Source organism: Nonomuraea angiospora (genome assembly GCF_014873145.1).
GTDB lineage: Bacteria > Actinomycetota > Actinomycetes > Streptosporangiales > Streptosporangiaceae > Nonomuraea > Nonomuraea angiospora.
Genome location: NZ_JADBEK010000001.1, coordinates 1,794,474 through 1,820,463, shown reverse-complemented (window position 1 = coordinate 1,820,463; position 25,990 = coordinate 1,794,474). Strand labels below are relative to the sequence as shown.

18 protein-coding genes are annotated in these 25,990 nt (G+C 74.1%); 11 read left to right on the top strand and 7 right to left on the bottom strand.

What is annotated here, in order from left to right; genetic code table 11:
* Positions 1–140 precede the first annotated feature (140 nt).
* From H4W80_RS08300 to H4W80_RS08265, 8 genes are read left to right on the top strand one after another with little or no spacing between them, the layout of a single operon-like run.
* A complete protein-coding gene (locus tag H4W80_RS08300; protein WP_192784528.1) occupies positions 141–5,531 on the top strand; it encodes a non-ribosomal peptide synthetase/MFS transporter in 5,391 nt (1,796 codons plus the stop codon).
* On the top strand, positions 5,528–7,033 hold the full coding sequence (locus H4W80_RS08295) for a class I adenylate-forming enzyme family protein (protein WP_192784527.1): 1,506 nt from the start codon (positions 5,528–5,530) through the stop codon (positions 7,031–7,033). The genes H4W80_RS08300 and H4W80_RS08295 overlap by 4 nt, the downstream gene beginning before the upstream one ends.
* A complete protein-coding gene (locus tag H4W80_RS08290; RefSeq protein ID WP_192784526.1) occupies positions 7,030–8,529 on the top strand; it encodes a condensation domain-containing protein in 1,500 nt (499 codons plus the stop codon). Before H4W80_RS08295 ends, H4W80_RS08290 begins: the two co-directional genes overlap by 4 nt.
* Entirely contained in the window at positions 8,523–8,762 is a 240-nt protein-coding gene (locus H4W80_RS08285) for a phosphopantetheine-binding protein (protein ID WP_192784525.1), read from the top strand. Before H4W80_RS08290 ends, H4W80_RS08285 begins: the two co-directional genes overlap by 7 nt.
* A gap of 8 nt (positions 8,763–8,770) precedes the next feature.
* Positions 8,771–10,054, top strand: coding sequence for a condensation domain-containing protein (locus H4W80_RS08280; RefSeq protein WP_192784524.1), 1,284 nt, complete (start codon positions 8,771–8,773; stop codon positions 10,052–10,054).
* Between the two features lie 8 nt (positions 10,055–10,062).
* Positions 10,063–10,227: an MbtH family protein gene (locus H4W80_RS08275; RefSeq protein ID WP_192793361.1), complete on the top strand. Its 165-nt coding sequence runs from the start codon at positions 10,063–10,065 to the stop codon at positions 10,225–10,227.
* 15 nt (positions 10,228–10,242) lie between these two features.
* Positions 10,243–12,114 (top strand): non-ribosomal peptide synthetase, encoded by a 1,872-nt coding sequence (locus H4W80_RS08270; protein ID WP_192784523.1) that lies wholly within the window; start codon positions 10,243–10,245, stop codon positions 12,112–12,114.
* A complete protein-coding gene (locus H4W80_RS08265; protein WP_225963325.1) occupies positions 12,111–15,134 on the top strand; it encodes a non-ribosomal peptide synthetase in 3,024 nt (1,007 codons plus the stop codon). The genes H4W80_RS08270 and H4W80_RS08265 overlap by 4 nt, the downstream gene beginning before the upstream one ends.
* Before the next feature lie 31 nt (positions 15,135–15,165).
* Here the strand turns inward: H4W80_RS08265 and H4W80_RS08260 are convergent, their stop codons facing one another.
* The 3 genes from H4W80_RS08260 to H4W80_RS08250 are packed head-to-tail and all read right to left on the bottom strand — an operon-like array spanning position 15,166 to position 18,210.
* On the bottom strand, positions 15,166–16,296 hold the full coding sequence (locus H4W80_RS08260) for a 2-oxo acid dehydrogenase subunit E2 (RefSeq protein WP_192784521.1): 1,131 nt from the start codon (positions 16,294–16,296) through the stop codon (positions 15,166–15,168).
* The gene (locus H4W80_RS08255; RefSeq protein WP_192784520.1) at positions 16,293–17,294 is read right to left on the bottom strand and encodes an alpha-ketoacid dehydrogenase subunit beta; all 1,002 of its coding nucleotides are present in this window, start codon (positions 17,292–17,294) and stop codon (positions 16,293–16,295) included. The genes H4W80_RS08260 and H4W80_RS08255 overlap by 4 nt, the downstream gene beginning before the upstream one ends.
* A 4-nt stretch (positions 17,295–17,298) precedes the next feature.
* Positions 17,299–18,210, bottom strand: coding sequence for a thiamine pyrophosphate-dependent dehydrogenase E1 component subunit alpha (locus tag H4W80_RS08250; RefSeq protein WP_318786764.1), 912 nt, complete (start codon positions 18,208–18,210; stop codon positions 17,299–17,301).
* A 257-nt stretch (positions 18,211–18,467) separates the two neighbouring features.
* On the opposite strand from H4W80_RS08250, the gene H4W80_RS08245 reads away from it, so the two are divergent.
* Positions 18,468–19,883 carry a condensation domain-containing protein gene (locus H4W80_RS08245; protein ID WP_192784518.1) on the top strand — a complete coding sequence of 472 codons (1,416 nt, stop codon included), beginning with the start codon at positions 18,468–18,470 and terminating at the stop codon, positions 19,881–19,883.
* 10 nt (positions 19,884–19,893) lie between these two features.
* Positions 19,894–21,186, top strand: a complete 1,293-nt coding sequence (locus tag H4W80_RS08240; protein WP_192784517.1) for a condensation domain-containing protein — start codon at positions 19,894–19,896, stop codon at positions 21,184–21,186.
* Here the strand turns inward: H4W80_RS08240 and H4W80_RS08235 are convergent.
* Positions 21,177–21,779, bottom strand: coding sequence for a TetR/AcrR family transcriptional regulator (locus H4W80_RS08235; RefSeq protein WP_192784516.1), 603 nt, complete (start codon positions 21,777–21,779; stop codon positions 21,177–21,179). The genes H4W80_RS08240 and H4W80_RS08235 overlap by 10 nt on opposite strands.
* Positions 21,780–21,875: 96 nt before the next feature.
* On the opposite strand from H4W80_RS08235, the gene H4W80_RS08230 reads away from it, so the two are divergent.
* On the top strand, positions 21,876–22,802 hold the full coding sequence (locus H4W80_RS08230; protein WP_192784515.1) for an NmrA family NAD(P)-binding protein: 927 nt from the start codon (positions 21,876–21,878) through the stop codon (positions 22,800–22,802).
* Here the strand turns inward: H4W80_RS08230 and H4W80_RS08225 are convergent.
* From H4W80_RS08225 to manD, 3 genes are all read right to left on the bottom strand, one after another.
* Complete coding sequence (locus H4W80_RS08225; RefSeq protein ID WP_192784514.1) at positions 22,796–24,004, bottom strand: FAD-dependent monooxygenase; 1,209 nt, start codon at positions 24,002–24,004, stop codon at positions 22,796–22,798. The two genes, H4W80_RS08230 and H4W80_RS08225, sit on opposite strands and share 7 nt — an antisense overlap.
* A gap of 205 nt (positions 24,005–24,209) precedes the next feature.
* Positions 24,210–24,755 (bottom strand): gluconokinase, encoded by a 546-nt coding sequence (locus H4W80_RS08220; protein ID WP_192784513.1) that lies wholly within the window; start codon positions 24,753–24,755, stop codon positions 24,210–24,212.
* On the bottom strand, positions 24,745–25,974 hold the full coding sequence (gene manD / locus H4W80_RS08215; protein ID WP_192784512.1) for a D-mannonate dehydratase ManD: 1,230 nt from the start codon (positions 25,972–25,974) through the stop codon (positions 24,745–24,747). Before manD ends, H4W80_RS08220 begins: the two co-directional genes overlap by 11 nt.
* Between the last annotated feature and the right edge of the window lie 16 nt (positions 25,975–25,990).

Here is a 25,990-nt window from a genome sequence, read left to right as displayed (position 1 = left end):
AGCCGAAACCTAGCCTCCCTCGTGGGAGCGTTCCCACGGCCTCATCAGGCTTCGCCGCCCCGGCTGCAACACCTCCGCGTCCTCGCCGCGGACCTCCGTACGTGTACGTGCACCACCGCGTGTTCCGAGGAGAAAGACGCGTGACCAGGAGCTCCCTTTCACCGGCCAAGCAGGCCCTGCTGGAGCGCCGCCTCAAGGCGCGCGGCACCAAGGTCAGTGTTCCCCGCCGTGACCCCGGCACCGCGCCGCCGCCGTCGGCCATGCAGGAGCGATTGTGGTTCCTTGAGCAGTACGCCCCCGGCACCGCCGCCTACACCGTGCCGTTCGCGGTCCGGCTGACCGGCGAACTCGACGAGAACGCCCTGGCCAGAGCCCTGACGGAGCTCACCCGGCGGCACGAGAGCCTGCGTACCAGCCTGGTCACCACCCCGGACGGCCGTCCGGAGGCGGTGATCGCCGAGGAGCCGGTCGTGGAGTTCCGCGTCACCGGCGACCCCGGCGAGATCGACCGGGAGCTGGCCCGGCCGTTCGACCTGGCCCGGCCGCCGCTGCTGCGCGCCCTGCTGGTGCGCGCGGCCCCCGAGGAAACCACGCGTGAGCACGTGCTGCTGCTCACCATGCACCACGCGATCACCGACGGCTGGTCGTGCGACATCCTGTTCCAGGAGCTGCTGGCCCTGCACGCGGGCCGCGAACTGCCGCCGGTGCCGCTGCAGTTCGGCGACTACGCGCACTGGCAGCGCGGCCGGACCTTCGACGACGACGTGCGTTACTGGGTGTCCAGGCTGGACGGGGTGCCCGCCCTGGAACTGCCGACCGACCTGCCCCGGCCCGCCGAGCAGCGCTGGGCCGGCTCCGCCGTGGACGTCGTCGTGGACCCCGCCCTCACCGCGTCGATCGCGGAGCTGGGCAGGGCGCACCGGGCCACCCCGTACATGACGCTGCTGGCCGCCTTCCAGGTGCTGCTCGGCCGGTTCGCCGGGCAGGACGACTTCGCGGTGGGCTCGCCGGTGTCCGGGCGGGAGCTGCCCGAGCTGGAGACGGTGGTCGGGCCGTTCATCAACACCCTGGCCATCCGGGCCGACCTGCGCGGCGACCCGACCTTCGGCGAGCTGCTCGGCCGGGTCCGCGACTCCACCCTGGACGCCTTCGCGCATCAGGCGCTGCCGTTCGACCGGCTGGTCACCGAGCTGGCCGTGGAGCGGGACGTCAGCCGCACGCCGGTCTACCAGACCATGTTCGCGCTGCAGAACTATCGCGGCCGGACCCTGGACACCTCCGGGCTGGGCGCGGAGCCGTACCCGATCCCGACCGTGGCCAGCCGGTTCGACCTGGCGCTCTACCTCTTCGAGGGCGGCGGCGGGCTGCACGGGCAGCTCACGTACAGCACCGCGCTGTTCCGGGAGGACACGGCGCGGCGGCTGGCGGGATGCCTGGAGACGCTCCTGCGGGCGGCGGTCGCCGACCCCGGGCTGCCGATCTCCCGCCTGCCGCTGCTGGGCCCGGACGAGCGGCGGCGCGTGCTGGCCCTCGCGGTCGCCGAGCCGGCGCCGCCCGCGGAGGTCGGGCTGCTGCACGAGGTCGTCGCCGGGCAAGATCCGGCGGCGGTCGCGGTGGCCGCGGGGGACGTCTCGCTCACGTACGGCGAGCTCGGCGCCCGCGCCGACCGGCTGGCCCGGCGGCTGAGAGCGCTCGGCGCCGGGCCCGGGGAACGGGTGGCGCTGTGCCTGGAGCAGTCGGCCGGCCTCGCCGTGGCGGTGCTCGGCGTGCTCAAGGCGGGGGCCGCGTACCTGCCGCTGGATCCGGAGCATCCACCCGAGCGGCTGGCCTATGTGGTGCGGGACGCCGGGGTACGGATCGCGGTGACCGACCCGTCCTCCAGAGCGCGGTTACCCGACGGGCTGGTCACGGTCGGCCTGGACGAGCCCGACGGTGACGAGGCGCCCGTCCCGCCCGACGTGACCCCCGACGACCTGGCCTATGTCATCTACACCTCCGGCACCACCGGCAGGCCCAAGGGCGTCGCGATCCAGCACCGGCAGGCGCTGGTCTATCTCGCGGGCCTGCGGGAGCGGCTCGGGATCGAACCCGGCGGCTCGTACGGGCTGCTGCAGTCGCTCGCCTTCGACTTCGGCGTGACGGTCTTCTACGCGTGCCTGATGACCGGCGGTACGCTGCACATCATCCCGCCGCGCACGGCGGGGCACGAGCTGGCCGAGTACGTCCGCGACGCCGGCATCGACTACCTCAAGATCACCCCGTCCCATCTGGCCGCGTTGCAGGCCGACGTGCTGCCGCGCAAGCTGCTGATCCTCGGCGGCGAGGCGGCGCCCCGCGACTGGGCGGAGGAGCTGGCCGCGTCCGGACGCTGCCGGGTCGTCAACCACTACGGCCCGACCGAGGCGACGGTCGGCGTCACCACCTACCCGGTCGAGGCCGCCGGCGGCACGACCACCACGCTGCCCATCGGCAGGCCGCTGCCGGGGGCTCGGGCGTACGTGCTGGACGAGCACCTGGAGCCGGTGCCGATCGGCGTCGCCGGGGAGCTGTACCTCGGCGGGGATCGGCTGGCCAGGGGCTATCTCGACCGTCCCGCCCTGACCGCGGAGAAGTTCCTGCCCGACCCGTACGGCCCGCCCGGCGCCCGCATGTACCGCACCGGCGACCTGGCCCGGCACCTTCCCGACGGGAACCTGGAGTTCCTCGGCCGCCGCGACCTGCAGGTGAAGATCCGCGGCTACCGGGTGGAGCTGGCCGAGGTCGAGTCGGTGCTCGGGCGGTATCCGGGCGTGACGTCGGTGATCGCCGACCTGCGCGGCGGTCTCCTCGTGGCGTACCTCCTGGGCGAGGCCCGGACGGAGGCCGCCGAGATCCGGACGTGGCTGGCCGAGCGGCTGCCCGACTACATGATCCCCGCCCGGTACGTGTGGCTGGACGAGCCCCCGCCCCTGAAGTCGCACGGCAAGGTGGACCGGGCCGCCCTGCCCGACCCGGCGCCGGAGACGACCGGCCGGTTCGAGGAGCCGCGGACCGCCGCCGAGCGGACGGTCGCCGCCGTGTGGGCCGAACTGCTCGGTGTCGCCGAGGTCGGCGCCACGGACGACTTCTTCGAGCTCGGCGGCCACTCCCTGCTGGCCATGCGGGTGGTGGCCCGGCTCAGGCAGGAGCTGCCGGAGCGTGCCGTCACCGTGCTCGACCTGTTCAAGCACCGCACCGTACGCGAGCTGGCCGCGCTGCTGGAGTCGGCCGCCGACGGCCCGCGCCACCTGCTGCACCGGCTCACCCCCGCCAGGACGGCCACCTCGACGTTGGTCTGCGCGCCGTACGGGGGCGGCAGCGCGGTCATCTACCAGCCGCTGGCCGACGCGCTGCCGGCCGACTGGGCGCTCTACTCGATCGCCGTGCCCGGGCACGAGCTGGGCGAGGAGGCCCGGCCGCTGGACGAGGTCGCCGACGGGTGCGTGCGGGAGATCCTCGACGGCATCCAGGGCCCCGTCACCCTGTACGGCCACTGCGGCCTCGGCGTGATGCTGGCCGCGGAGATCGCCCGCCGGCTGGAGGCCGCCGGCCGCGAGGTCGAGGCGGTGTACCTCGGCGGCGTCTTCCCCTTCGCCCGCCCCCGCGGCCGCCTCTCGGGCCTGACCGAGCTCATGGAGCGCATCCGCGGCGACCAGGCCTGGATCGACGACCTGCGCTCGGCCGGACTGGACGTGGAGGAGGTCGGGCGCGACCAGCTCGAGCTCATGGTCCGCAACCGGCGGCGCGGCACCCGGCAGGCGGAGCGGTACTTCACCCGCATGTTCGAGGAGTCCGCGGACCTGCTGCGAGCGCCGGTGATCGCGCTGGCCGGCGAGCGTGACCCCGCGATGGAGTTCTACCAGGAGCGCTACCGCGAATGGCACGTGCTGTCGGAGCTGACGGCCCTGGTCGTGCTGGACGAGGCCGGGCACTTCTTCCTGAAATATCGGGCGGAGGAGCTGGCGGCCATCGTGACCGGCACGCACCGCGCCATCGCCGAGGGGCGGACCGAACCTCTGGCCCGCACCCCGCGATCGACGTGGTGGCTGGAGGGCGTGTCCCCCGGAGACTCCCCGGCCCCCTCGGAGGAGCGCCGGGCGCGGCCGGGCATGGGTCGGTTCGCGCTGGTCGCGGCCGGGCAGCTGGTGTCGATCCTGGGGTCGGCGCTGACCGAGTTCGCCGTGCCGCTGTGGATCTACACGACCACCGGCTCGCTGGCGAACTTCGCGCTGTTCGCGGTGCTCGGGCTGCTGCCGGGCATGCTGGTCGCCCCGCTGGCCGGGGCCATCGTGGACCGGCACGACCGGCGCAAGGTGATGCTCGCGGGCGACGTCACCGCGGGCGGCGTGCAACTGGTCCTCGGGGTGCTGCTGTGGACCGGCAACCTGGAGATCTGGCACGTCTACCCGCTGCTCGCGCTGCTGTCGGTGGCGCTGACCTTCCAGCGGTTCGCGTACGCCTCGGCGATCCCGCAACTCGTCCCCAAGCGCTTCCTGGGCCACGCCAACGGGGTGGTGCAGCTCGTCACCGGCACGGCCCAGGTGGTGGTGCCGCTGGTGGCCGTCGGGCTGATGGCGGTGATCGGGCTGGAGGGCATCCTCGTCGTCGACGTGCTGTCGTACGTGTTCGCGGCGGCGGTCGTGCTGGCGGTCCGGTTCCCCCGGAGCATGGCCTGGCGGCGGCGCGAGACGGTCATGGCCGAGATCGCCGGTGGCTGGCGGCTGACCTGGGGAAACCGGGGCTTCCGCGGGATGCTGGTGTTCTTCGCCGTCCTGAACGTGTTCCTGTCGCCGCTGTTCCTGATGATCTCGCCGCTGGTGCTGTCGTTCGCGACGCTGCAGGACGTCGGGCGGGTCTCGCTGGCGGGCGGGATCGGCGTGCTGGCCGGCGGGGTGCTGATGGCCGTGTGGGGCGGGCCGCGCCGGCGGCGGCTGCGCGGGGTGCTGCTGTTCACGCTCGCGCTGGCGGTGTTCTGCGTGCTCGTCGGCGTACGGGCGGATCTGGTGGCGATCGCCTCGGGGGCGTTCGGGATGTCGCTGTGCCTGACGCTGCTCAACGGCGTGTACGCGACGATCATCCAGGTCAAGGTGCCGCAGCGCTTCCACGGGCGGGTCATCGCGCTCAACACGCTGGTCGCCTGGTCCACGCTGCCGATCGGGTTCGGGCTGGTGGCGCCGTACGGGGCGACGGTGCTGGAGCCGCTGATGGCGCCGGACGGGCCGCTGGCCGCGACGGCGGGGGCGTTGCTCGGGACGGGGGAGGGGCGCGGGATCGGGCTGATGTACGTGGCCTTCGGGCTGGCCATCGCGCTGATCGCGGTGTGCGCGATGCGGGTGCGGGTGCTGGCGCGCTTCGACCGCGAGGTGCCCGACGCGCTGCCCGACGATCTCGTCGGAGTCGAGGAGCTCCGGCGGCGCGCCGGGGACGAGTCCGGGGTCGAGGAGCTGCGGCGGCACGCCGGGGACGAGTCCGGAGTCGAGGAGCTGCGGCGGCGCGGCGGAGGTGAGTCGTGATCGTTCCTGAGCTGCTCGCCAGGCGGGCCGCGGAGGAGCCCGAGCGGGTCGCTCTGGAGGTCGCCGGAGGCGGCACGCTGACCTTCGCGGAGTGGCACCTGCACGCCGAGTCGCTGGCGCGCGGGCTGGTCCGGCGCGGGGTGCGGCGGGGCGACCGGGTGGGGCTGCTGTTCGGGGCCGAGAGCTGGACCGACTTCGCCGTGGCCTACTGCGCGACCCAGCTGGCCGGCGGGGTGGCCGTGCCGATCTCCGACCGGTTCGCGCCGGCCGAGGTGGCGTACATGCTGGAGCACTGCTCGGCGACCGGCGTGCTGCACGCCGGCAAGGGGCCGGCCGCGCCGCCGGACGGCGGGTACTGGAGCGCCGTGCCGGCCGAGCTGGAGCCCGGCTCGCGCGAACCCGAGCCGCCGGGGCCGGGCGATCTGGCGCAGATCCTCTACACCTCCGGCACCACGGGCCGGCCCAAGGCGGTGGCGGCCACGCACGCCAACCTCACCTTCGGCAGCGCCACCCGGGCCAATCGCCGCAGGTTCGGGCATTCGCGGTTGCTGCTGCACGCCTTCCCGATCGGCACCAACGCCGGCCAGGCCATGCTGATCAACGCGCTGGACGCGCGGCCGGCGGTGCTGACCCTGGCGCGGTTCACGCCGGGCAGGTTCGCCCGGCTGATCGAGTCGCGGCGGGTGGGGACGGTGTTCCTGGTGCCGGCGATGGCCCTGGAGCTGCTCAACGCCGGGCTGCACGAGCGGCACGACTTCTCCGGCGTGGTCCTGCTCGGGTCGGCGGCCTCGGCGCTGCCGGCGGCGCTGTGCGCGCGGCTGGCGGCGGCCTTCCCCAAGGCGACCGTGACGAACTACTACACCTCGACCGAGGCGGCGCCCGCCCAGACCGTCATGATCTACGACCCGTCGCGGCCCGCCGCCCTGGGCCGGCCGGCGCTCGGCAGCGGGCTGAGGATCACCGGCCCCGACGGCGGGCCGCTGCCGGCGGGGGAGACGGGGGAGATCTGGCTGCGCTCTCCCGCCACAGCGCGCTCGTACTACCGGGACCGGCAGGCCAGCGCGCACACCTTCCGCGACGGATGGGTGCGGATGGGCGATCTGGGCTACCTCGACGCCGACGGCTACCTGTATCTCGTCGACCGGGAGAGCGACGTCGTCAAGTCCGGGGCGTACAAGGTGTCGACCGTGCAGGTGGAGGCGGCGCTGCACGAGCACCCGGACGTGGCCGAGGCGGCGGTCACCGGCGTGCCGCACCCCGTGCTCGGCACCGTGCTGGCCGCGGCCGTCGTGCCCCGTTCGGGGGCGCCGCGCGTGACGGAGCTGCGGGCCTTCCTGATGACCAGGCTGGCCGCGCACGAGCTGCCGGCGCGAGTGATCTTCGTGGACCGCCTGCCCAGGAACCACTCGGGCAAGGTCGTCAAGTCCGGCCTGCGCGATCTGCTGGCGCAGGCGGACTCCGTGATGGAAACAGGCTCTGTGGAGAAAGAAGGCGGGAGATGACCGGATCGTGGCCGGCCTCCCCTGCGCAGCAGGGGATGTGGCTCACCGAACGGGCGGGGGTCGCCGGGCGGGCCTTCCACATGCCGCTGGCCGTGTGGCTGGACGGGCCGCTCGACGTGGCGGCCCTGGGGGAGGCGTGTGAGGAGGTGGCGCGCAGGCACCCCGTGCTGGGCGGCGTGCTCGCCGAGGACGGCGGTGAGCTGCGGGTGGTCCCCCAAGGGGTGCCGCCGATGCGCGAAGGCGGCGACCTGGAGGAGGAGCTGGCCGGGCCGGTCGATCCGGCCGCGGGGCCCGCGGCGCGGTTCACGCTGATCCGGGAGGACGCCAAGCGGCACGTGCTGCTGTTCCAGGCCCATCACGCGGTGTTCGACGGGGAGTCCAAGGACATCCTGCTGCGGGACCTGGCCTCCTGGTACGGGGGCGCGGCGCCCGCGCCGCTGGTGCTGACGCATCAGGAGGTCACCGTCCAGCAGGGGGTCAGGCTGGCGGACGCGCTGCCGGACGCGCGGCGCTACTGGCAGGACCGGTGGCAGGACCAGCGGGAGCTGCACCTGCCCGGCCTGACCGGCGTGTCCGTGGCCGCCGCGCCCGGCTGCGCCCTCGACTTCGTCGTCGAGGACCTCAGCGGGCCGGCCGGGCGGCTGGAGGTCACCCGGTTCGAGACGGTGCTGGCCGCGTACGTGGCGCTGCTGCGCGCGTACGGCAACGCGCGGCCCGCGATCGGCGTGGATCTGTCCACGCGGACCGAGCGGAGCCGGGACCACGTGGGCGCCTTCGTCAACGAGCTGCCCGTGATCGGGGCGCCGGAGGCGGGCACGTTCGGCGAGTTCGCCCGGAGCCTGCGGACCGAGCTGCGGCGGCTGTACCGGCACCGCGAGGTTCCGCTGGCCAGGGCCGTGGACGGGATCGGGCCGCGCGCCGCGCTCACCCCCGTCTCGCTCAGCTACCGCCGGCGGCCGGAGGCGGGCCCGCTGTTCCCCGGGCTGGGCGCGTCGGTGGAGTGGATGATGTTCAACGGCTGGGTGCGCAACACGCTCCACCTGCAGATCGTCGACGACCACGCGGGCACGGCGGCGCGGCTGCAGTACAACCCGGCGCTTCTCGACCCGGCGGGGGCCGAGCGGATCCGGGAGGATCTCACCGCGCTGCTGGCGGCGGTCGCCGCGGACCCGGACGCGCCGCTGGACCGGCTGCCGCTGCCCGGTCCCGCGCCGGCGGCATCCATGGCCACCGCCGGCACGGGAGCGGACGGGCCGGCGCCCGCCGAGCTCGTACGGGAGATGCAGGCCATCTTCGCCAAGGAGCTCGAACTGGACGACGTCGAGCCCGACGACGACCTGTTCGACCTCGGCGGCCATTCCCTCACGATCACCCAGATCATGGCCAGGGCCCGGGAGCGGTTCGGCGTGGAGCTGTCCTTCGAGGTGTTCATCGACGACGCCACCGCGACGCGCATCGCCGCGGAGGTCGCCCGCCTGCGGGAGCAGGCATGCTGAGGGAGCGCGTGGCCGCGCTGGTGGCCCAGGCCAGCGACGGCGAGCTCACCACGGCGGAGGTGCTGGCGGCCGACTGCTCGCTGACGGCGCTCGGCCTCACCTCGCTGGGCTACATCCGGCTGATCGACGCGATCGAGGAGGCGTTCGGCTTCGACCTCGAGTTCGACGGCAGCCTCGACACGCTCGACGGGCTGGTCGAGCACCTGTCCCGGTCCGTGGGCCGCCCGTCATGATCGGCCCTGTGACGGTCGAGTTCACCGGCGCCAGGTCCGGCCAGGGGCCGCTCACCTGGGGCCAGCGGGCGATCTGGCGGCTCACCGAGTGGCTGCCCCCCGGCGACCCGTACTTCAACATGCCGTGGGCCCTGCCGGTGCACGGCAAACCCGACCTGCCGGTCGTACTCGCCGCCCTCGCGCGGCTGCTCGGACGGCACGAGAGCCTGCGGACCAACTGGATCCCAGGCCCCGAGCAGGCCGACATGGTGCAGCGGGTCACCGGGCAGGGGCGGCTGACCGTCGAGCTGGTCGAGGCCGCCGGCTCCCGGCCCAGGGCGCTGGCCGGGGAGCTCGCCGCCGAGCTCGCGGCCAAGGGCTTCGACTACGCCGACGAGCTGCCGGTGCGCTGCGCCGTCGTCATGGACGGCGGCAGGCCGCGCGCGGTGGCGTTCGCGTTCACGCACCTGGCGGTGGACGGGCGGGCGCTCGACGTCATCGCCGGCGAGTGGCCGCGGCTGCTGTCCGGGGAGCCGCTGCCGCAGGACGTGCCGCAGCCGCTCGACCTGGCCGCCGAGGAACGCTCGCCCGAGGGCGTGGCGCGCGGCGAGCGGGCGCTCAGGTACTGGCGGGCGGCGCTGGAACGGATGCCGCGCCCGCTGTTCGCCGCGTCGCCGGGCACGCCCGAGGAGCCCAGGTTCGTCAAGCTCGGCATGGAGTCGGCGGCGCTGGGCGCGGCGGCCACCGGGCTGGCCGCGCGCTGGGGCGTGAGCACCAGCAGCGTGCTGCTCGGCGCGTACGCGGTGCTGCTGTCCCGGCTGACCGGCCGCGGCACGGTCGCGCTGCAGCTCATCGTGGGCAACCGGCACGATCCCCGGCTGGCGCCCATGGTGGCCACCCTCGTCCAGGACGGGATCTTCGTCCTGGACGTGACCCCGGACCAGCCGCTCGCCGAGGTGGTGCGGGCCGCGAACCGCGGGGTGCTGGCGGCCTACCGGCACGCCCGCTACGACCCGGCCGCCCAGCGGGCGCTGATCGAGGAGACCGGGCCGCCGCCCACCGCCTACTTCAACGACGTACGGGTCGCCGGGGGCTGGCCCAACCTGCCGCCGCGCCCGCCCGCCACCCCCGGCCGGATCTTCCCGGTGGGGGCCTGGCCCGAGGTGGACGCCGAGGTGTTCTTCACCGCCGGGCCCGCCACCCACACCTGCCGGCTGGACCTGCTCGCCGACACCTCCCTGCTGCCCCGGGAGGCGATCGAGGCGACGCTGCGCGAGGTCGAGACGCTACTGGTCAGCGAGGAGAACACGTGAGTGCCGAGATGCGCGTGGTCGTCAACCACGAGGAGCAGTACTCCATCTGGGCCGCGGCTCGCGAGCTGCCGCCCGGCTGGTCCGACGCGGGGTTCGCGGGCACCCGGGAGGAGTGCCTGGCCCACATCGAGACCGTCTGGACGGACATGCGCCCGCTCAGCCTGCGAAACTGAAAGGCGATACCGACGTTGAGTGACGACACGACGCCGCCCCCGCGCAGTGCCGCGAACGGGGCGGCGGGCACGATCTGGCGGTGGCTGGACAAGGCGCCCGACGCGGTGGCCGTGACCGGCTCCGACGGCCGGCTGACCTACCGGGAGCTGCACCGGCGCGTCGAGCACCTGGCCGCCGTGCTGAGCGGGCACGGCGTCGGCCCCGAGGCGCCCGTGGGGCTGTGCATGGAGCGGACCACCGGGATGCTCGTGGCGATGCTCGCCGTGTGGACGGCGGGCGGGGCGTACGTGCCGCTGGATCCGGCCTTCCCCGCCGGACGGCTGCGGATGATGCGCCAGGACGCGGGCATCGGCCTGGTGCTGACCCAGGCGGGCGTCGATCCCGCGCTGCTGGACGGCGTCCCCGCCGTCGTCACGCTCTCGCCCGGGGGCCGGCCGCTGACCGGCGCTCCCGCCCTGTCCGACGGGGTCGCGGCCGACGGGGACCGGCTGGCGTACCTGATGTTCACCTCGGGCTCCACCGGCCGCCCGAAGGGGGTGGCGGTGCCGCACCGGGCCGTGGCGAACCTGCTGGAGTCGTTCGCCGAGCTGCTGCCGATCGGGCCGGAGGACAGGTGGCTGGCCGTCACCACGCTGTCGTTCGACATCTCGGTCCTGGAGCTGCTGCTGCCCCTGTTCACCGGAGGCCGGGTGGTGATCGCGGCCACCGGGGAGGTCTCCGACGGGTGGGCGCTGCGCGAGCGGGCCGTCGCCGAAGGGGTCACGATCATGCAGGCGACGCCGGCGGGCTGGCGGATCCTGCTGGAGTCCGGCGGGGTCCCGGCGACGATCAGGACCCGGCTGTGCGGCGGCGAGGCGCTGCCCCGCGATCTCGCGGACGCGCTGCTGGCCGACGGCGCCGAGCTCTGGAACGTGTACGGCCCCACCGAGACCACCGTGTGGTCCACGGCAGGCCGGGTGCGGCCGGGACCCGAGGCCGTGGACCTCGGCTCGCCCATCGGGCGGACCACGCTCCACCTGCTGGACGGGAACGGCACGCCGGTCGCCGAAGGGGAGGCCGGCGAGCTGCACATCGGCGGCGCGGGGGTCGCCCGCGGATACCACGGGCTGCCCGGCCAGACGGCCGCGCGTTTCCTGCCCGACCCGTACGCCGGCGTCCCCGGCGCCCGCATGTACGCCACGGGCGACCTGGCCAGGATCACGCCCGACGGCCGGCTGGAGTGCCTCGGCCGCGCCGACCAGCAGGTCAAGGTGCACGGATTCCGCATCGAACTGGGCGAGATCGAGGCCGCCCTGCGAGCGGCCGACGAGGTCAAGGACGCCGCGGCAGCCGTCCGCGACGGTCGGCTGGTGGCCTACCTGGTCCCGCGGGCGCAGGCCGTGGACTGGGCCGCCCTGCGCGAACGGCTGCGCGCCGCGCTGCCCGACTACATGATCCCGGTCCGGCACACGACCCTGACGGCCCTGCCGCTCACCCCCAACGGCAAGCTCGACCGCGCCGCCCTGCCCACCCCGTCGTGGACGCGCCCCGGCACCGCCGCCTTCCGAGCCCCGGCCGCCGGGGTCGAGTCCGACCTCGCCGAGATCTGGGCGGGGGTGCTCGGCGCCACCGAGCCCATCGGCGCCGACGACGACTTCTTCGAGCTCGGCGGCCACTCCCTGGCCGCGACGCAGCTCATCGCCAGGGTCCAGGCCAGGTACGGCCTCGAGGTGCCGATCGTCGTGCTGTTCGAGCATCCGACGATCGCCGGGTTCGCCGCCCGGCTCGACGACCTGGACGACGCCGAGCTCAGCCTGGCCGACGTCGCCGCGCTGCGCGACCAGCTCGACGGCCTCAGCGCGGAGGAGCTCCAGGGGCTGTTCGACGACCTGGCGGCCGGGTCATGAGGGCGCCGCTGTCGCCCGCGCAGGAGCGGCTCTGGATGCTTCAGCGGCTGGAGCCCGGCGACGCCTCGTACACGATGTACCTGGTGCGGCGCCTGCGCGGCCCGCTCGACCGCGCAGCGTTCACCGCCGCCGTCGGGGCGCTCGTGGCCAGGCACGAGAGCCTGCGCACCGCCTTCACCGAGGAGGACGGCACGCCCTGGGCGGTGGCCGGCCCGGCCGGCTGGGCGCCGCCGATCGAGTGGCTGGCGGCGGCCGGCGAGCAGGCGGCCGCGCTGGTCGCCGAGCGCACCAACGCCGCCTTCGACCTGGCCGCGGGCGTCCCGCTGCGGGTCGCCGTCATCGAGACCGCCCCGGACGATCACGTGCTGTGCCTGACGCTGCACCACATCCTGGCCGATGGGCACTCCCTGGAGATCATGCTCGACGACCTGGGCGAGCACTACGCCGCCGCCGTCGAGGGCCGCCCCGCCCGCCTGCCGGACGTGCCCGTCCAGGCCAGCGACTACGCCCGCTGGCAGCGGCGCAGGGCCGACAAGGCCATGCCGTACTGGACCGAGGCGCTGGCCGCGCCGCCGGTCACCGAGCTGCCCTTCGCCCGCCCGGGAGCGCGCGCGGCGGTCCGGGAGGGCGGCTATCACTGGGTACGGCTGGGCGCGCGGCACCTCGCCGAGGTCGAGCGGCTGGCCGTGGCCCACCGGGCGACCCCGTTCATGGTGCTCATGGCGGCCTACCAGGCGCTGCTGTTCCGGCACAGCGGGCAGCGGGACATCGTGGTCGGCACCGTGGTCGCCGGGCGGGACCGGGTCGAGCTGGAGCGGATGGTCGGCTACCTCACCCAGACCCTGCCGCTGCGCGGCGACCTGGAGGGCGATCCGACGTTCGCCGAGCTGCTCGGGCGGGTCAAAGCGGTGGCGCTGGACGCGATGGGCCGGCCCGCGCCGCTGCTGGAGCGGCTGGCGCGCGGCGTCGAGACGCTGCTGCCGACCGTGTTCATCATGCAGGACTACGCCGCCGGGCAGGACCGGGCGTACGGGGGAGTCCGGGTGTCGGACTTCGAGGGCCGCCACGAGCAGATCGTGGTGGATCTGATGGTGGAGGTCTGGCCGGCGGGGGACGAGCTGGCGATCTGCTTCGGCTACGACGGCGCGGTGTTCGAGCCCGGCGAGGTGGCGACGATCGCCGAACGCTACCTGACACTCCTGGCCGGGGCCTTGGCCAGGCCGGACACGCCGATCTCGCGGCTTCCCGCGTGGACGGGGACGGACGAGAAGGCGATGGCCGAGCTGGCCGACGGGCCCGCCGAGCCGGTCGCGGACGAGGTGCTGGAGCTGGTGGCGGACGTGGTGCGCCGCACGCCGGAGGCCGTGGCCGTGCGCTGCGGCGATCAGGTGGTCTCGTACGCGGCCCTGTGGGACCGGGCCGGCGCGCTGGCCGGCACCCTGCGGGAGAGCGGCGTCCGGGAGGGCGACGTGGTGGCCGTGCGGCTGGCCCCGTCCGCCGAGGTGATCGCCGCGCTGCTGGGCGTGTGGCGGGCGGGCGCCGCGTACCTGCCCCTCGACCCCGCCGACCCGCCCGCCCGGCACGCCGACGCCATGGCCGCCGCGGGCGCCGCCTGGCTGGTCGGCGAGGATGGGGTGCGCGCCGTGGCCGAGAGCAGCGGGGCCAGGGGAATCGCCTACGTGATGACCACCTCGGGGTCCGCCGGGCTGCCCAAGGCGGTGCTCGTCGAGCATCGTTCCGTGGCGGCCAGGGTCGCCTGGATGCGGCGGGAGTACGGCCTGCGGCCCGGGGACCACGTGGTGCAGTTCGCGTCGCTGAGCTTCGACACCCACGTCGAGGAGATCTTCCCGGCGCTGGCGTCCGGGGCGGCGGTGATGCCGCTGCCGGACGGCCCCGCGAGCCTGCCCGACCTGCTGGCCGGGCCCGACGGGCGCCGGATCACCGTGCTGGACCTGCCGACCGCGTACTGGCACCGGCTCGTCGAGTCGCCCTCGGAGGTGGCCTGGCCGCCCGCGCTGCGGCTGGTGATCCTCGGCGGCTCGCAGGCCGACGGGGCGGCCGTGGCCCGGTGGCATCGCGAGGGACCCGGGGCCCGGCTGGTCAACACGTACGGGCCGACCGAGGCCACCGTCATCGCCACCTGGGCCGAGCTGGACGGGAGCGACCCCGGCGGGCGCCCGCCGATCGGCCGGCCGCTGCCGGCCACGTCGGTGCGGGTGCTGGACGCCCGGGGAGAGCCGGTGCCGCCGGGCGCGGCGGGCGAGCTGACGATCGGAGGCGCGGGGGTGGCCCGCGGATACGCCGGGCTGCCCCGCCGCACCGCCGCCGCCTTCGAGCCCGACCCGTACGGCGAGCCCGGCGCCCGGCGCCTGCGCACCGGCGACCGGGCGCGGTGGCGCTCGGACGGGCAGCTGGAGTTCCTGGGCCGCCTGGACGACCAGGTCAAGGTGCGCGGCGTGCGCATCGAGCCCGGCGACGTGGAGGCCGCACTGCGCGAGCACCCCGGCGCCGGTCAGGTGGCCGTGGCCGCGCGCGGCGAGGACCTGGTGGCGTACTTCACCGGCCCCGCCGCCCCCGCGGAGCTGCGCGCGCACGCCGCGGGCCGGCTGCCGCGAGGCTTCGTGCCGACCCGGTGGTCACGGCTGCCGGAGCTGCCGCTCACCTCCCGAGGCAAGCTCGACCGGGCCGCGCTGCCCGAGCCGGACCGGGTCACCGGGACGGACTACACGGCGCCGCGCACCGACAGCGAGGCGCTGGTCGCCGAGATCTGGGCCGAGGTGCTCGGCCTCGAACGGGTCGGCGTGCTGGACGATCTGCTGGAGCTGGGCGGGCACTCGCTGATGACCACCCGGGTCGCGGCGCGGCTGCGGGCGATGCTGGAGGTGGAGGTGCCGATCCGGGTGGTGTTCGGCTGCGGCACCGTGGCCGAGCTCGCCGAGGCCGTCGAGGACCTGCTGATCGAGGAGATCGACGCGATGAGCGAGGAGGACGCCCGGCGCGCGCTGACCGGGCCCGGCTGACTGGGCCCAGTTGATCCGCTCGTTGATCCGCTCAGGGAGTGATGGCCTTCCGGATGGCGTTCAGGAACATCGCCGCCTCGCGCCCGTTGACGAGGCGGTGATCGAACGCCAGCCCGAGGGTGACCGTAGTGCGCTTCACGACGTTCCCGGCCGGGTCGAGGGCGAACTCGTGCTGCGGCGCGCACAGCGACAGTGCGCACGTCTGCCCGGGGAAGACGATCGGCACGGCGAGGAGCACGGCCGTGTCGGTGTGCAGGGTGACGACGATGTTCCCGCCCGCGAGGTCGTCCTCGCGGAACGCCCCCTGCGCCGCCTTCGTCCGGTACGCCGCGAGCCGCTCCGCGATCTCCTTGACGGACAGGCGGCCGGCGTCGCGCAGCACCGGGACGTACAGGCCGTGGCCGACGTCCACGGTGACGCCGACGTTCGGCGCCGTCGAGGGGCGTACGGCCAACGGGTCGGCTCCCACCGGCTCGGCGAAGCACATCGGGAACTGCCCGTGCAGCGACGCGACCGCCGCGACCAGCAGCTCCGGCAGCCCGATCAGCGCCCTGGCCTCCTTGCCGAGAGCGCGGGCCCGGGCGATCGCGGGGCCGGCGTCCAGCTTCACGGCGGTGAAGGCGGCCGGGATCGTCTGGTGGGAACGGGTGACCGCGGCGGCCACGGCCCGCTGAACCGGCGGCAGCGGCTGCGCGTCGCCGGTGCCGGTCTCCAGCAGGGCCAGCACGTCGGCGCGCTTGATCACCTTCTTGCCCAGCGCGCGGATCCGCGCCGGGTCCACCCCGTGCTCGTCGATCAGCGCCTGGGCGGGCGCGGTGACGATCGGCCCGGGATCGGCGGCCGGTGGAGGTGCCGAGCCGTCGGCCGCGGGCGGAGCTGCCGTGCCGTCCGTCGCCGCGCCGGGATCGGTGGCCGACGGCGGGGGTGCCGAGCCGTCGGAGATGTGCGCGATCACGTCCCCGGGCCGGCAGGTCGCGCCGGTCTCCGCTGTCCGCCGCAGCACGCCGTCGGCCTCGGCCATCAGCTCCTCGGCCGCCTTCGAGGTCTCCAGGACCACCACCGGATCGCCCTTCACCACCCCGGCGCCGTCCTCGGCCAGCCACTCGACCAGCAGGTACTCGGTGTCGTTGTTGTTGAGCTTGGGCACGCGCAGCTCGGTCAAGTCAGGAGCTCCTGTACGGCGCGGACGATGGCGGTGTCCTGCACCAGCACGTCACGCTCGAGATGGGCGGCCGCCGGGATCACGCCGGCCGCCGAGTGGACGAGGGACACGGGACGCCGCAGGCGCCCCCAGAGCCGGCTGTGCACCTGGTGCGCCACCTCGGCCCCCCAGGTGCCGCCCGCGGTGCTCTCCTCGGCGACGACCACGGCGCCGGCCCGCTCCAGCAGCGGCGACAGCGGGGTCACGTCGAAGGGGTACAGGCGGCGGGGCACCAGCAGCAGGCAGGAGATCTCCCGCTCCAGCAGCAGCGTGCGCATCGCGGCCAGCGCCCGGTGCGCCACCCCGCCCGGCGCGATGATCACGCAGTCGGCCTGCCCGGGATCGTCCACGTACACCCTGGTCACCCCGCCGGACCCGGGCAGCAGGTCGTACTGGAAGAGGTCGTCCGCGACCCCGTCGCCGAAGAGCCGCCGGGTGTAGAGGATCTTGTCCTCGAACAGCAGGCACGGCTCGCCGAGCGCGAGCATCTCGCCGAACAGCTCGCGGTGGTCGTCGAAGGGCGACACCTCGTACACCGCCAGTCCGGGCACGCCGATGAAGTGCTTCTGCAGGCTCTGGCTGTGCGTGGGGCCGTAGCCGCGACCGCCGCCGGACGGGCAGCGCACGATCAGCGGCAGCCGCAGCGGTCTGCCGTACATGGAGACCGACTTGCTGGCGAAATTCACGATCTGGTCGAAGGCCAGGGCCACGAAATCGGAGAACATGATCTCGACGATGGCCTTGCCGCCCGCGAGGGCCAGGCCGCCGGCCACGCCGACGATGCCGTTCTCGCTGATCGGGGTGGCCAGCACCCGGCCGGGGAATCGGCTGGACAGCCCTTTCGTGATCTTGAAGGCCCCGCCGTACGGGTCGAGCACGTCCTCGCCGAGCACCCGTACGGACGGATCCTCGGCCAGCACCTCGTGCAGCGCCCGGTTGAGGCTCTCCGCGACCCGCATCGCCTCAGCCCTCCCGCCCCGACAGCGGCCGGGCGAGCACTTCACCGGCCACCACCTCGACGAACGCGCGCGCCTCCGCGTCCAGGCGGGCGAAGCGGGGGGAGCCGCCCTGGCGCGGGTACCAGTCGTGGTCGCGGGCGTGCCGGATCTCCTCGGCGGAGCGGGTGTCGTCACCCTTGCTGTGCGGCCCGATCCGGTGCGTGGCGAACTCCACCACCAGCGGCCCCGCGCCCTGCCTGGTCCGTTCGAACAGCGGCCGCAGCGCGTCCCGGATCTCGTGCGGGTGCCGCGAGTCCACGTGCAGGAACCGGCACCCGAACGCCCGTGCCCGGTCCCCGATCGTGCCCGCGAGCTGCGCCGACGTCGGCGTGGTCTGCGCGATCCCGTTGTTCTCGGTCACCACGACCAGCGGCAGCCGCCAGAGCGCGGCCATGTTGAGCGCCTCGTACACGGCGCCCTCGCCCCACGTCCCGTCGCCGACGTAGGCCAGCGCCAGCACGCCCGGCTCGGCGTCCCGCAGGTGCAGGGCCACGCCCGTCGCGACCGGCAGGCTCTCGCCCTGGATCCCGGTGGACAGGTAGCGGCCGGACAGGATGTGCTGGCTGCCGCCCACGCCTCCGCAGACCGCGCCCTCCCGCCCCGTGATCTCCGCGAGCAGTCCGTACGGATCCCGGAACCTCGCCAGGTAGTGGCCGTGCCCGCGATGATTGCTGAAGACGAAGTCCCGCTCGTCCAGCAGCGGCGCGAGCGCGACCGGCACGTACTCCTGCCCCAGGCAGGTGTGGGTGGTGCCCTGCACGAGCCCTTGGCCGAACAGGTCGAGCAGCTTGCGTTCGAAGTGCCTGATCAGCAGGAGCAGCCCGAGGTCGTCGTCGGACAGGTTCTCCGTGATCTCTTCCAGCAGGCGTTCCGGCACGATCGGCACTCCTTGAGGGGAATGGTGGAATTGGGAGCGCTCCCACAAATTCTATCGATCACCGTGAGGGGCAGGCAATGTCGAACGGAGAGCTTTCCAGACTGTCAAACGCCGAGAATGAAGGGCCTGTGCCACGTGTGCTGATCGCTGATCGTCCGTGCTCGGTCACATGGTGTCGCTATCGGGGATCTTGACCGGCTTCCGGCGCCAACTCTAGGCTCCTTTGGGAGCGTTCCCAACTTTCGAGGTGACTTTGCGTGAGCCCCGACCTCGAGCGCGAGAAACTGCGGCGGCGCCTGGCCACGCTGCCCCCCGAGCGCCGTGCGGCGCTGCGCAGGTCGCTGCTCGGCGGCCGGGAGCAGCGCACCTGGCCGCTGTCCACCGGGCAGGAGCGGCTGTGGTTCCTGCAGCGCTTCGACCCTGACGACTGCGCCTACCACATCACCTGGCCGGTACGGCTGCGCGGCCCCGTGGACGAGACCGCGCTCGCCGCGGCGTTCACCGCGATCGCCGCCCGGCACGAGGTGCTGCGCACCCGCTTCGTCCTGGACGGCGACCTGCCCGCGCAGGTCGTGGACGAGCCCGGCGAGGTGCGGCTGGACCGCCTGGATCCTGACTCCGCCGACCACGGGCAAGCGGTCGCCGGCTACGCCGGGCGGCCGTTCGACCTCGCGGCGGCCCCCGCGTGGCGGGCGGGCCTGCTGCGCCTGGCCGCCGACGACGCCGTCCTGTGCATCGTGCTGCACCACATCGTGGTCGACCACTGGTCGCTCGACGTGCTCATGCGCGAGCTGGGCGAGTGCTACCGGGCCCACCGGGAGGGCCGGCCGCCCGTGCTGGACGAGCTGCCCACGCAGTACCGCGACTTCGCCGCGGCCGAGCGGCGGCGGGCCGAGGAGGGCCGGGACCACCTGGACTACTGGACCGCGCGGCTCGCCGGGGCGCCGACCCTGGACCTGCCCCTCGACCACCCGCGCCCGGCCCGCTGGACCGGCCGCGGCGCGAAGGCGGACGTGGCCGTGCCGGACGCGGACGTCACCCGCCTGGAAGCCGTCGCGCGCGCCCACCGGGCCACCCCGTTCATGGCCCTGCTCGCCGCGTGGCAGATCACGCTGGGCGCGGCCGCCGGGCAGGACGACTTCTGCGTGGGCGTGCCCGTGGCCGGCCGCGACCGGCCCGAGCTGGCCCCGCTGATCGGCTACTTCTCCACCACGCTCGTCGCGCGGGCCGACCTGTCGGGGGATCCGGCCTTCGGCGAACTGCTGCGGCGCACCCGGATCGCCACCATGAAGGCCCTCGCCCACGCCGGAACCTCCTTGGACCGCATCCTGGGCGCCCTGCGGGTGCCCCGCGACCTGAGCCGCCCGCCGCTGTGCCAGGCGATGTTCAACCTCACCCACAACCTGCCCATCGGCGACCTGCTCCGCACCGAGCTGGGGGACCTGGCCGTGGAGGTGTGCCCGCAGCCCGACCTGGGCCGGGCCCGGGTGGAGGTGTCGCTCGACCTGTACCGGGGGCCCGAGGGGATCGGCGGCTGGCTGGAGTACGCGACCGACCTGTTCGACGCCGCCACCGCCCACCGCCTGACGGAGGCGTTCGCCCGCGTGGTCACGCGCGCGGGCGGCGACCCGAGCCTGCGGCTATCCGAGCTGGGAGCAGCGGTCCGGAACTGAGGAGAGCGCCATGCGGCTTTCGGTGGACTTCGCCTCCGACCGTTCCGGTAAGGCCGAGCTCGCGTGGGGACAGCGGGACATCTGGGGGGCCATCCAGAGGGTGGGGCCGGACGCACGCTACTTCAACGTGCCCCGGCTGCTGGCCGTCCCGGGCGCGGGAGGCCCGCGCCATCCCGGGGCCGTCGCGGCCGCCCTGGCCGAGGTGATGGGTCGGCACGACGCCCTGAGATCCGTGGTCCGGCTCGGTGCGACGGGGCCGCACCAGGAAGTGGCGGCGACCGGGACCCTGGCGATCGAGCTGGTCGAGGCGGCACGCGGCGACGTGGACGATGCCGCGGCCGGTCTTGTCGCCCGTCTGGCCGGGCGATCCTTCCGCGACGGCGAGCAGCCGCTGCGCGCCGGGATCGTGGTCTGCGACGGCGCCGCCACCCACGTGGCGCTCGTGATGAACCATGTCGTCGCGGACTGGCGCGCGGCCGACGTCGTGGTGCGCGATCTGCGGATGCTGCTGCTCCGCGGAGTGATCACGCGACCGCCGTCGGCGCAGTTGCTCGACCTGGTACGGGAGGAAGAGGCGGCGTCGGCCCGTTCGGACCGGTCGATCGCGCAGTGGGAGGCGCTGCTGCGGACCGTACCGTCCGCCATGTTCCCTACCGTCGTCAGGAGGGGCGCGACGCCGAGGTTCGCGCGGGCCGTGCTGTCGTCGCCCCGGCTCGACCACGCCGCACAGGTGCTCGCCCGCCGTACCGGCGTCAGCACCGCCACGGTCCTGCTGGTGGCGGTCGCCATGCTGCTGCGAGAGCTGACCGGGCACGAGGTGTGCGCGATCACCCCGATCGTGCACAACCGCTTCGACAGCCGGACCCGGGGCCTGGTCACCAGCCTGAATCAGCTGGGGCTGTTCACCCTGGGCCCGTGCGGAAGCCTTGCGGAGACCCTCGTGAGCGCCTATCCGGCGGTGCTCGCGTCCTACCGGCGTGCCCGCTTCGACTCGCTGGCCCTGCACGCGATGGTCGACCGGATGAGCGCCGACCGGGGCATCCCCATGTTCCCGTTGTGCTGCTTCAACGACCTGCGCCCCGGCGCGGATCCGGGTGGCGCCGACCGTGCGGACGGGGAGTCCGAGCTGGAGTGGCTGCCCGGCATGGACCGGCGCAGCTGCGACTTCTGCGTGGCCCTGATGCGCTGGAAGGGCACGCTCGGTGTGGAACTGAGCGCCGACACCGCCCGCCTGCCCGAAGGCGAGATGGCCGCCCTCCTGCACCGGCTGGAGCGCTTCGTGACCGGTGCGGCTCACCCCTGACCGGGTGCTGAGCCCCGCCACGGCTCACCCCTGACGGGGCTGAGCCCCGCCACGGCCAGGCCGAGCAGCCGGGCCGACTCGGCGGCGGGGTCGGGGTGGTGTTCGGTGGCCAGGGCGATGCCGGTGATCAGGGTGAGCAGATCGTCGATGGTCACGCCCGGCGCCAGCGCGCCGTCGTCCGCGGCGCGGCGCGCCAGCGGCTCGCCCGCCTCGGTGAGCTGCGCCGAGGCGCAGTGCTCGTGCGTCTCGCCGGGACCGGTCGCGCGGTCGCGGGTCAGCGCGATGGCCAGCCCCCGGATGGTCGCGGCCTGAGCGGTGACGGCGCCCAGCCACTCCAGCAGCGCTTCCCGGGTGTCGGGCCGGCCGGTCAGGTCGCGGGCGTGGGCGCACAGGGTCTCGACCCGTTCGCGGAAGACCGCCTCCAGCAGTGCCTGGCGGGTGGGGAAGTGCCTGCGCACGGTGCCGGAGCCGACTCCCGCGGTGCGGGCGATCTGCTCCAGGGACGCGTCGGCGCCGTACGTGGCGATCGCCTCCTCGGCCACGGCGAGCAGGAGCGCGTAGTTGCGGCGGGCGTCCGCGCGCTGGACCGGCATGGCGTCACCTCACATTTGCTAAGTGGCGGGGTCCGCCGTATCTTACCGGAAGATAAACGGCGGAGGCCGCCGTTTAGTCTCCATGGGAGGAGCCACATGTCCACCGATCCCGCACCCGTCCTGGTCACCGGAGCCACCGGACAGCAGGGCGGAGCCACCGCCCGCGCCCTGCTCGCGGCGGGCGTCCCCGTACGGGCGCTGGTCCGCGACCCCGCGACCGACCGGGCCAAGGCCGTCGAGGCGCTCGGCGCCGAGCTGGTCACCGGCGACCTCCACGACCGCGACTCCGTGATCAGGGCCGCGCGAGGGGCCCGAGCCGTCTTCTCGGTGCAGATGCCCGCGTTGAAGGCAGGAGCCTTCGACTTCGCGGGCGAGGTGACCCAGGCCGTCAACCTGGTCGAAGGCGCGCTCGCCGCGGGCGTGCCGCAGTTCGTGCACACCTCCGTCTCCGGCGCCGGGCAGCACACCGAGGCCCCCGGCTGGGCCGAAGGCCGCTGGGCGTCGATGGAGCCCGTCCTCGGCGCCAAGGTCGGCGCCCAGGACCGGGTACGCGAGGCGGGCTTCCCGCACTGGACGATCATCAAGCCGGGCTTCTTCATGGAGAACTTCCTCCCGTCCGTGGCGTACCTGCTCCCGCGCGGCGTCGAGGGCGGCCTGGCGACCGTGCTGAGGCCCGGCACCCGGCTCTCCCTCGTCGCGGTCGAGGACATCGGCACGGCGGCCGCCGCGGCCATCGCCGCGCCGGGGCGGTTCGACGGGGTCGAGCTGGAGCTGGCGAGCGACTACCTGACGATGACGGACATCGCCAAGGTGCTCTCCCGCGCTCTGGGCACCGAGCTGACCGCGCCCGACATGACCGTCGAGGAGGCGGTCGCCGCGGGCATGCCCGGCTATGCCGTCGATTCACACGAGTTCCTCAACGTGGTCGGGCAACCCGCCCGCCCGGAGTACGCGCGGGCGCTCGGCCTCCCGCTCACGACCTTCGAGGAATGGGCGCACGAGCACCTGCGGGCCGCTCAGTAGTCCTTGAGGGTGATGGCGTTCGCGGCGGCGTTGAGCGGCTTCAGGATCGGGCGCAGGGCCAGGTCCTTCCAGGGCAGGTGGCTGACCATCCGCATCATGGTGGTCTGCGTGCGGATCTGGCGGGCGCTGCCGGCCACCATCTGCTTGGCGTTGCTCTCGCCGAGGCTGAGGTTCACCTCGACGTACCCGCGCATCTCCTCCTGGTAGCGGGCGAACGCCACCCGGTGGTCGCCGCCGGCGGCCTTCAGCTCGCCGGCCAGCACGTACGCCCCCACGAGGGCGAGGCTGGTGCCCTGCCCCGACAGCGGCGACGGGCTGTGCGCGGCGTCGCCGACCAGCGCGACCCGCCCGGACGACCAGCGCTCCAGCCGGACCTGGCTGGCGGAGTCGAAGTAGAAGTCGGGGGAGTGCGGCATGGCGGCCAGCAGCGTGGCGCTCTCCCAACCGGCGCCGGCGAACGTCTCGGCGACCAGGCGCTGCTGTGCCGCCACGTCGCGGCGGCCGGGCAGCACGGCCGGCGTGGGGAAGATGAACTGGGCCTTGGCGGCGGACTGCCGGGTGCTGTAGAGGTTCACGACCTTGCCCGGCGTCGGGTAGATCAGCTCCCAGCGGTCGAGGCCGAGGTGGTTGGGCACGGTGAACACGCACGCGTGCATGCCGAGCTGGCGCACGAACTCCGCCTCTTCGCCGAAGACCTGGGCCCGCAGGCTCGAGTGCAGCCCGTCGGCGCCGATCACCAGGTCGAACACGCGCGGCGCGGAGCGCTCGAAGGTCACCATGACGCCGTCGTGGCCCTGGTCGAGGCCCGTGACGCGGTCGCCGAACAGGTACTCCACGCCCTGCTTGGTCGCGTCGTACATGATGCGGGCCAGGTCGCCGCGCAGCACCTCGTCGTCGCCGGGGGCCCGCAGGCCGATGAGGTCGGGGCCCAGGGTGGCGAGCGGCTTGCCGGCCGCGTTCACCCAGGCGCCGCCGCGCATCTGCGTGCTGTACCGCTTGACGGCCGGGGTCAGGCCCATGCGGTCGACGACGTCCATCGCCACGCCGCGCAGGTCGACCTTGTAGCCGCCTTCCCGCAGCGCGGGGGCCAGCTCCACGACGGTCGGGGCGAACCCGTGGCGCCGCAACCAGTACGCCAGGGCGGGACCGGCCACGCTGGCGCCGGAGATGAGGACCGTCTTGTTCACGAGGTGCTGTGTCATGGCCACAGCGTCGCCGGTCCCGCTCGCCGGCCGCTCACCGCGCGCTCACCGTCACTCACCGGCCAGGTCGAGCACCTCCTCGGCGGTCAGCCCGCGGCCCCGGCCAGGCCGTCCACCGCGTCCGCGGCGGCGGGCAGGTTTCCGCTGCGCACGGCCGTCTCGAGCGCGCGGGCCGTTCAGCGCTCCGACGTGACTGGGCCCCTGATCAGGGGATCGCCGGGCGGGTGGCCGGCGGCAGGCCGAGCCGGGCCGTCACCGCCGCCGCCAGCTCGTCCGGCGGCGGCCCCACCTCCAGCACCATCCCGGACTCCTCCGGGCCGAGGTGCTCCAGGATCGCCCGCTGCGAGTCGAACAGGCCGGGCGACATGTAGTGATCGGTGCGGCGGGTCAACCGGTCCCGGATCAGCGTCGCGGGCCCGTCCAGCAGGACGAACTCCACCTCCGGCGGGCCCTGCCGCAGCACGTCCCGGTAGGAGCGCTTGAGCGCCGAGCAGGCCAGCACCGTGGAGACGCCCTCGGCGTGCCGGGCGGCCATCCAGGCGGCCAGGTCGCGCAGCCACGGCCAGCGGTCCGCGTCGTCCAGCGGGATGCCGGCGCGCATCCGCTCCACGTTCGCCTCCGGGTGGAACTCGTCCGCCTCGGCGAAGCGCAGCCCGGTCAGCTCGCTGATCCTGCGGGCCACCGTCGTCTTGCCCGCGCCCGACACCCCCATGACCACGATGTGCCGGGTGCGCCGCCGCTCACCAGTCATGGACGGTGCCGTCCTTGAGCCGGTTGAACGGCAGGTACGCCGGCTGGTACGGGAACTTCGCCGCGGCCTCCTCATCGAGGTCCACGCCGATCCCCGGCAGCTCACCGGGGTGCAGGTAGCCGTCGCTGAAGGTGAACGACTGCCGGAACACCTCGTTGGTCGCCGGCCCGTGCTGCATGTACTCCTGGATGCCGAAGTTGTGGATCGCCAGGTCCAGGTGCAGGGCGGCGGCCATGCCGACCGGCGAGATGTCGGTCGGGCCGTGGATGCCGGACTTGATCTGGTACTGGGCGGCGTAGTCGAGCAGCTTGCGCATGGCCGTGATCCCGCCGGTGTGGGTGACGGCGGAGCGGACGTAGTCGATGAGCTGCTCGCGGATCAGCGTCTGGTAGTCCCACACGGTGTTGAAGACCTCGCCGATGGCCAGCGGGGTGGTCGTGTGCTGGCGGACCAGGCGCAGCGCCTCCTGGTTCTCGGCCGGGGTGCAGTCCTCCAGCCAGAACAGGTCGTACGGCTCGAGGGCCTTGCCGAGCCTGGCGGCCTGGATGGGGGTCATCCGGTGGTGCCCGTCGTGCAGCAGCGGCAGGTCGGGGCCGAACTCGCCCCGCACCGCCTCGAAGACGCCGGGCAGGTGGCGCAGGTAGGCGCGGGTGTCCCAGTCCTCTTCGGCGGGCAGCGCGGTGCGCTGGGCCGGCTCGTAGTCGTACCGCTTGCCGTCGACGCTGGGCTGGGCGGCCACGCCGTACACGGCGTTGATGCCCGGCACGGACGTCTGCACCCGTATCGACCGGTACCCCATCTCCAGGTGCCGGCGAATGGAGTCGAACAGCTCCGGCAGGTCCCGGCCCGACGCGTGCCCGTACGCCATGATCCCGGTCCGGGAGGCGCCGCCGAGCAGCTGGTAGAGCGGCATTCCGGCGGCCTTGGCCTTGATGTCCCAGAGCGCCACGTCCACGGCCGCGATGGCGGCCATGGTGACGGGCCCGCGCCGCCAGTACGCCGAGCGGTAGAGGAACTGCCAGGTGTCCTCGATGCGATGCGGGTCGCGCCCGATCAGCAGCGGGACGACGTGGTCGGCCAGGTACGACGCGACCGCCAGCTCGCGCCCGTTGAGGGTGCCGTCGCCCAGCCCGGTGATCCCCTCATCCGTCGTGATCTTGAGGGTGACGAAGTTGCGGTCGGGGCTGGCGACGATGACGTCCGCTGCGATGATCTTCACGCGGGTACCTTTCTCA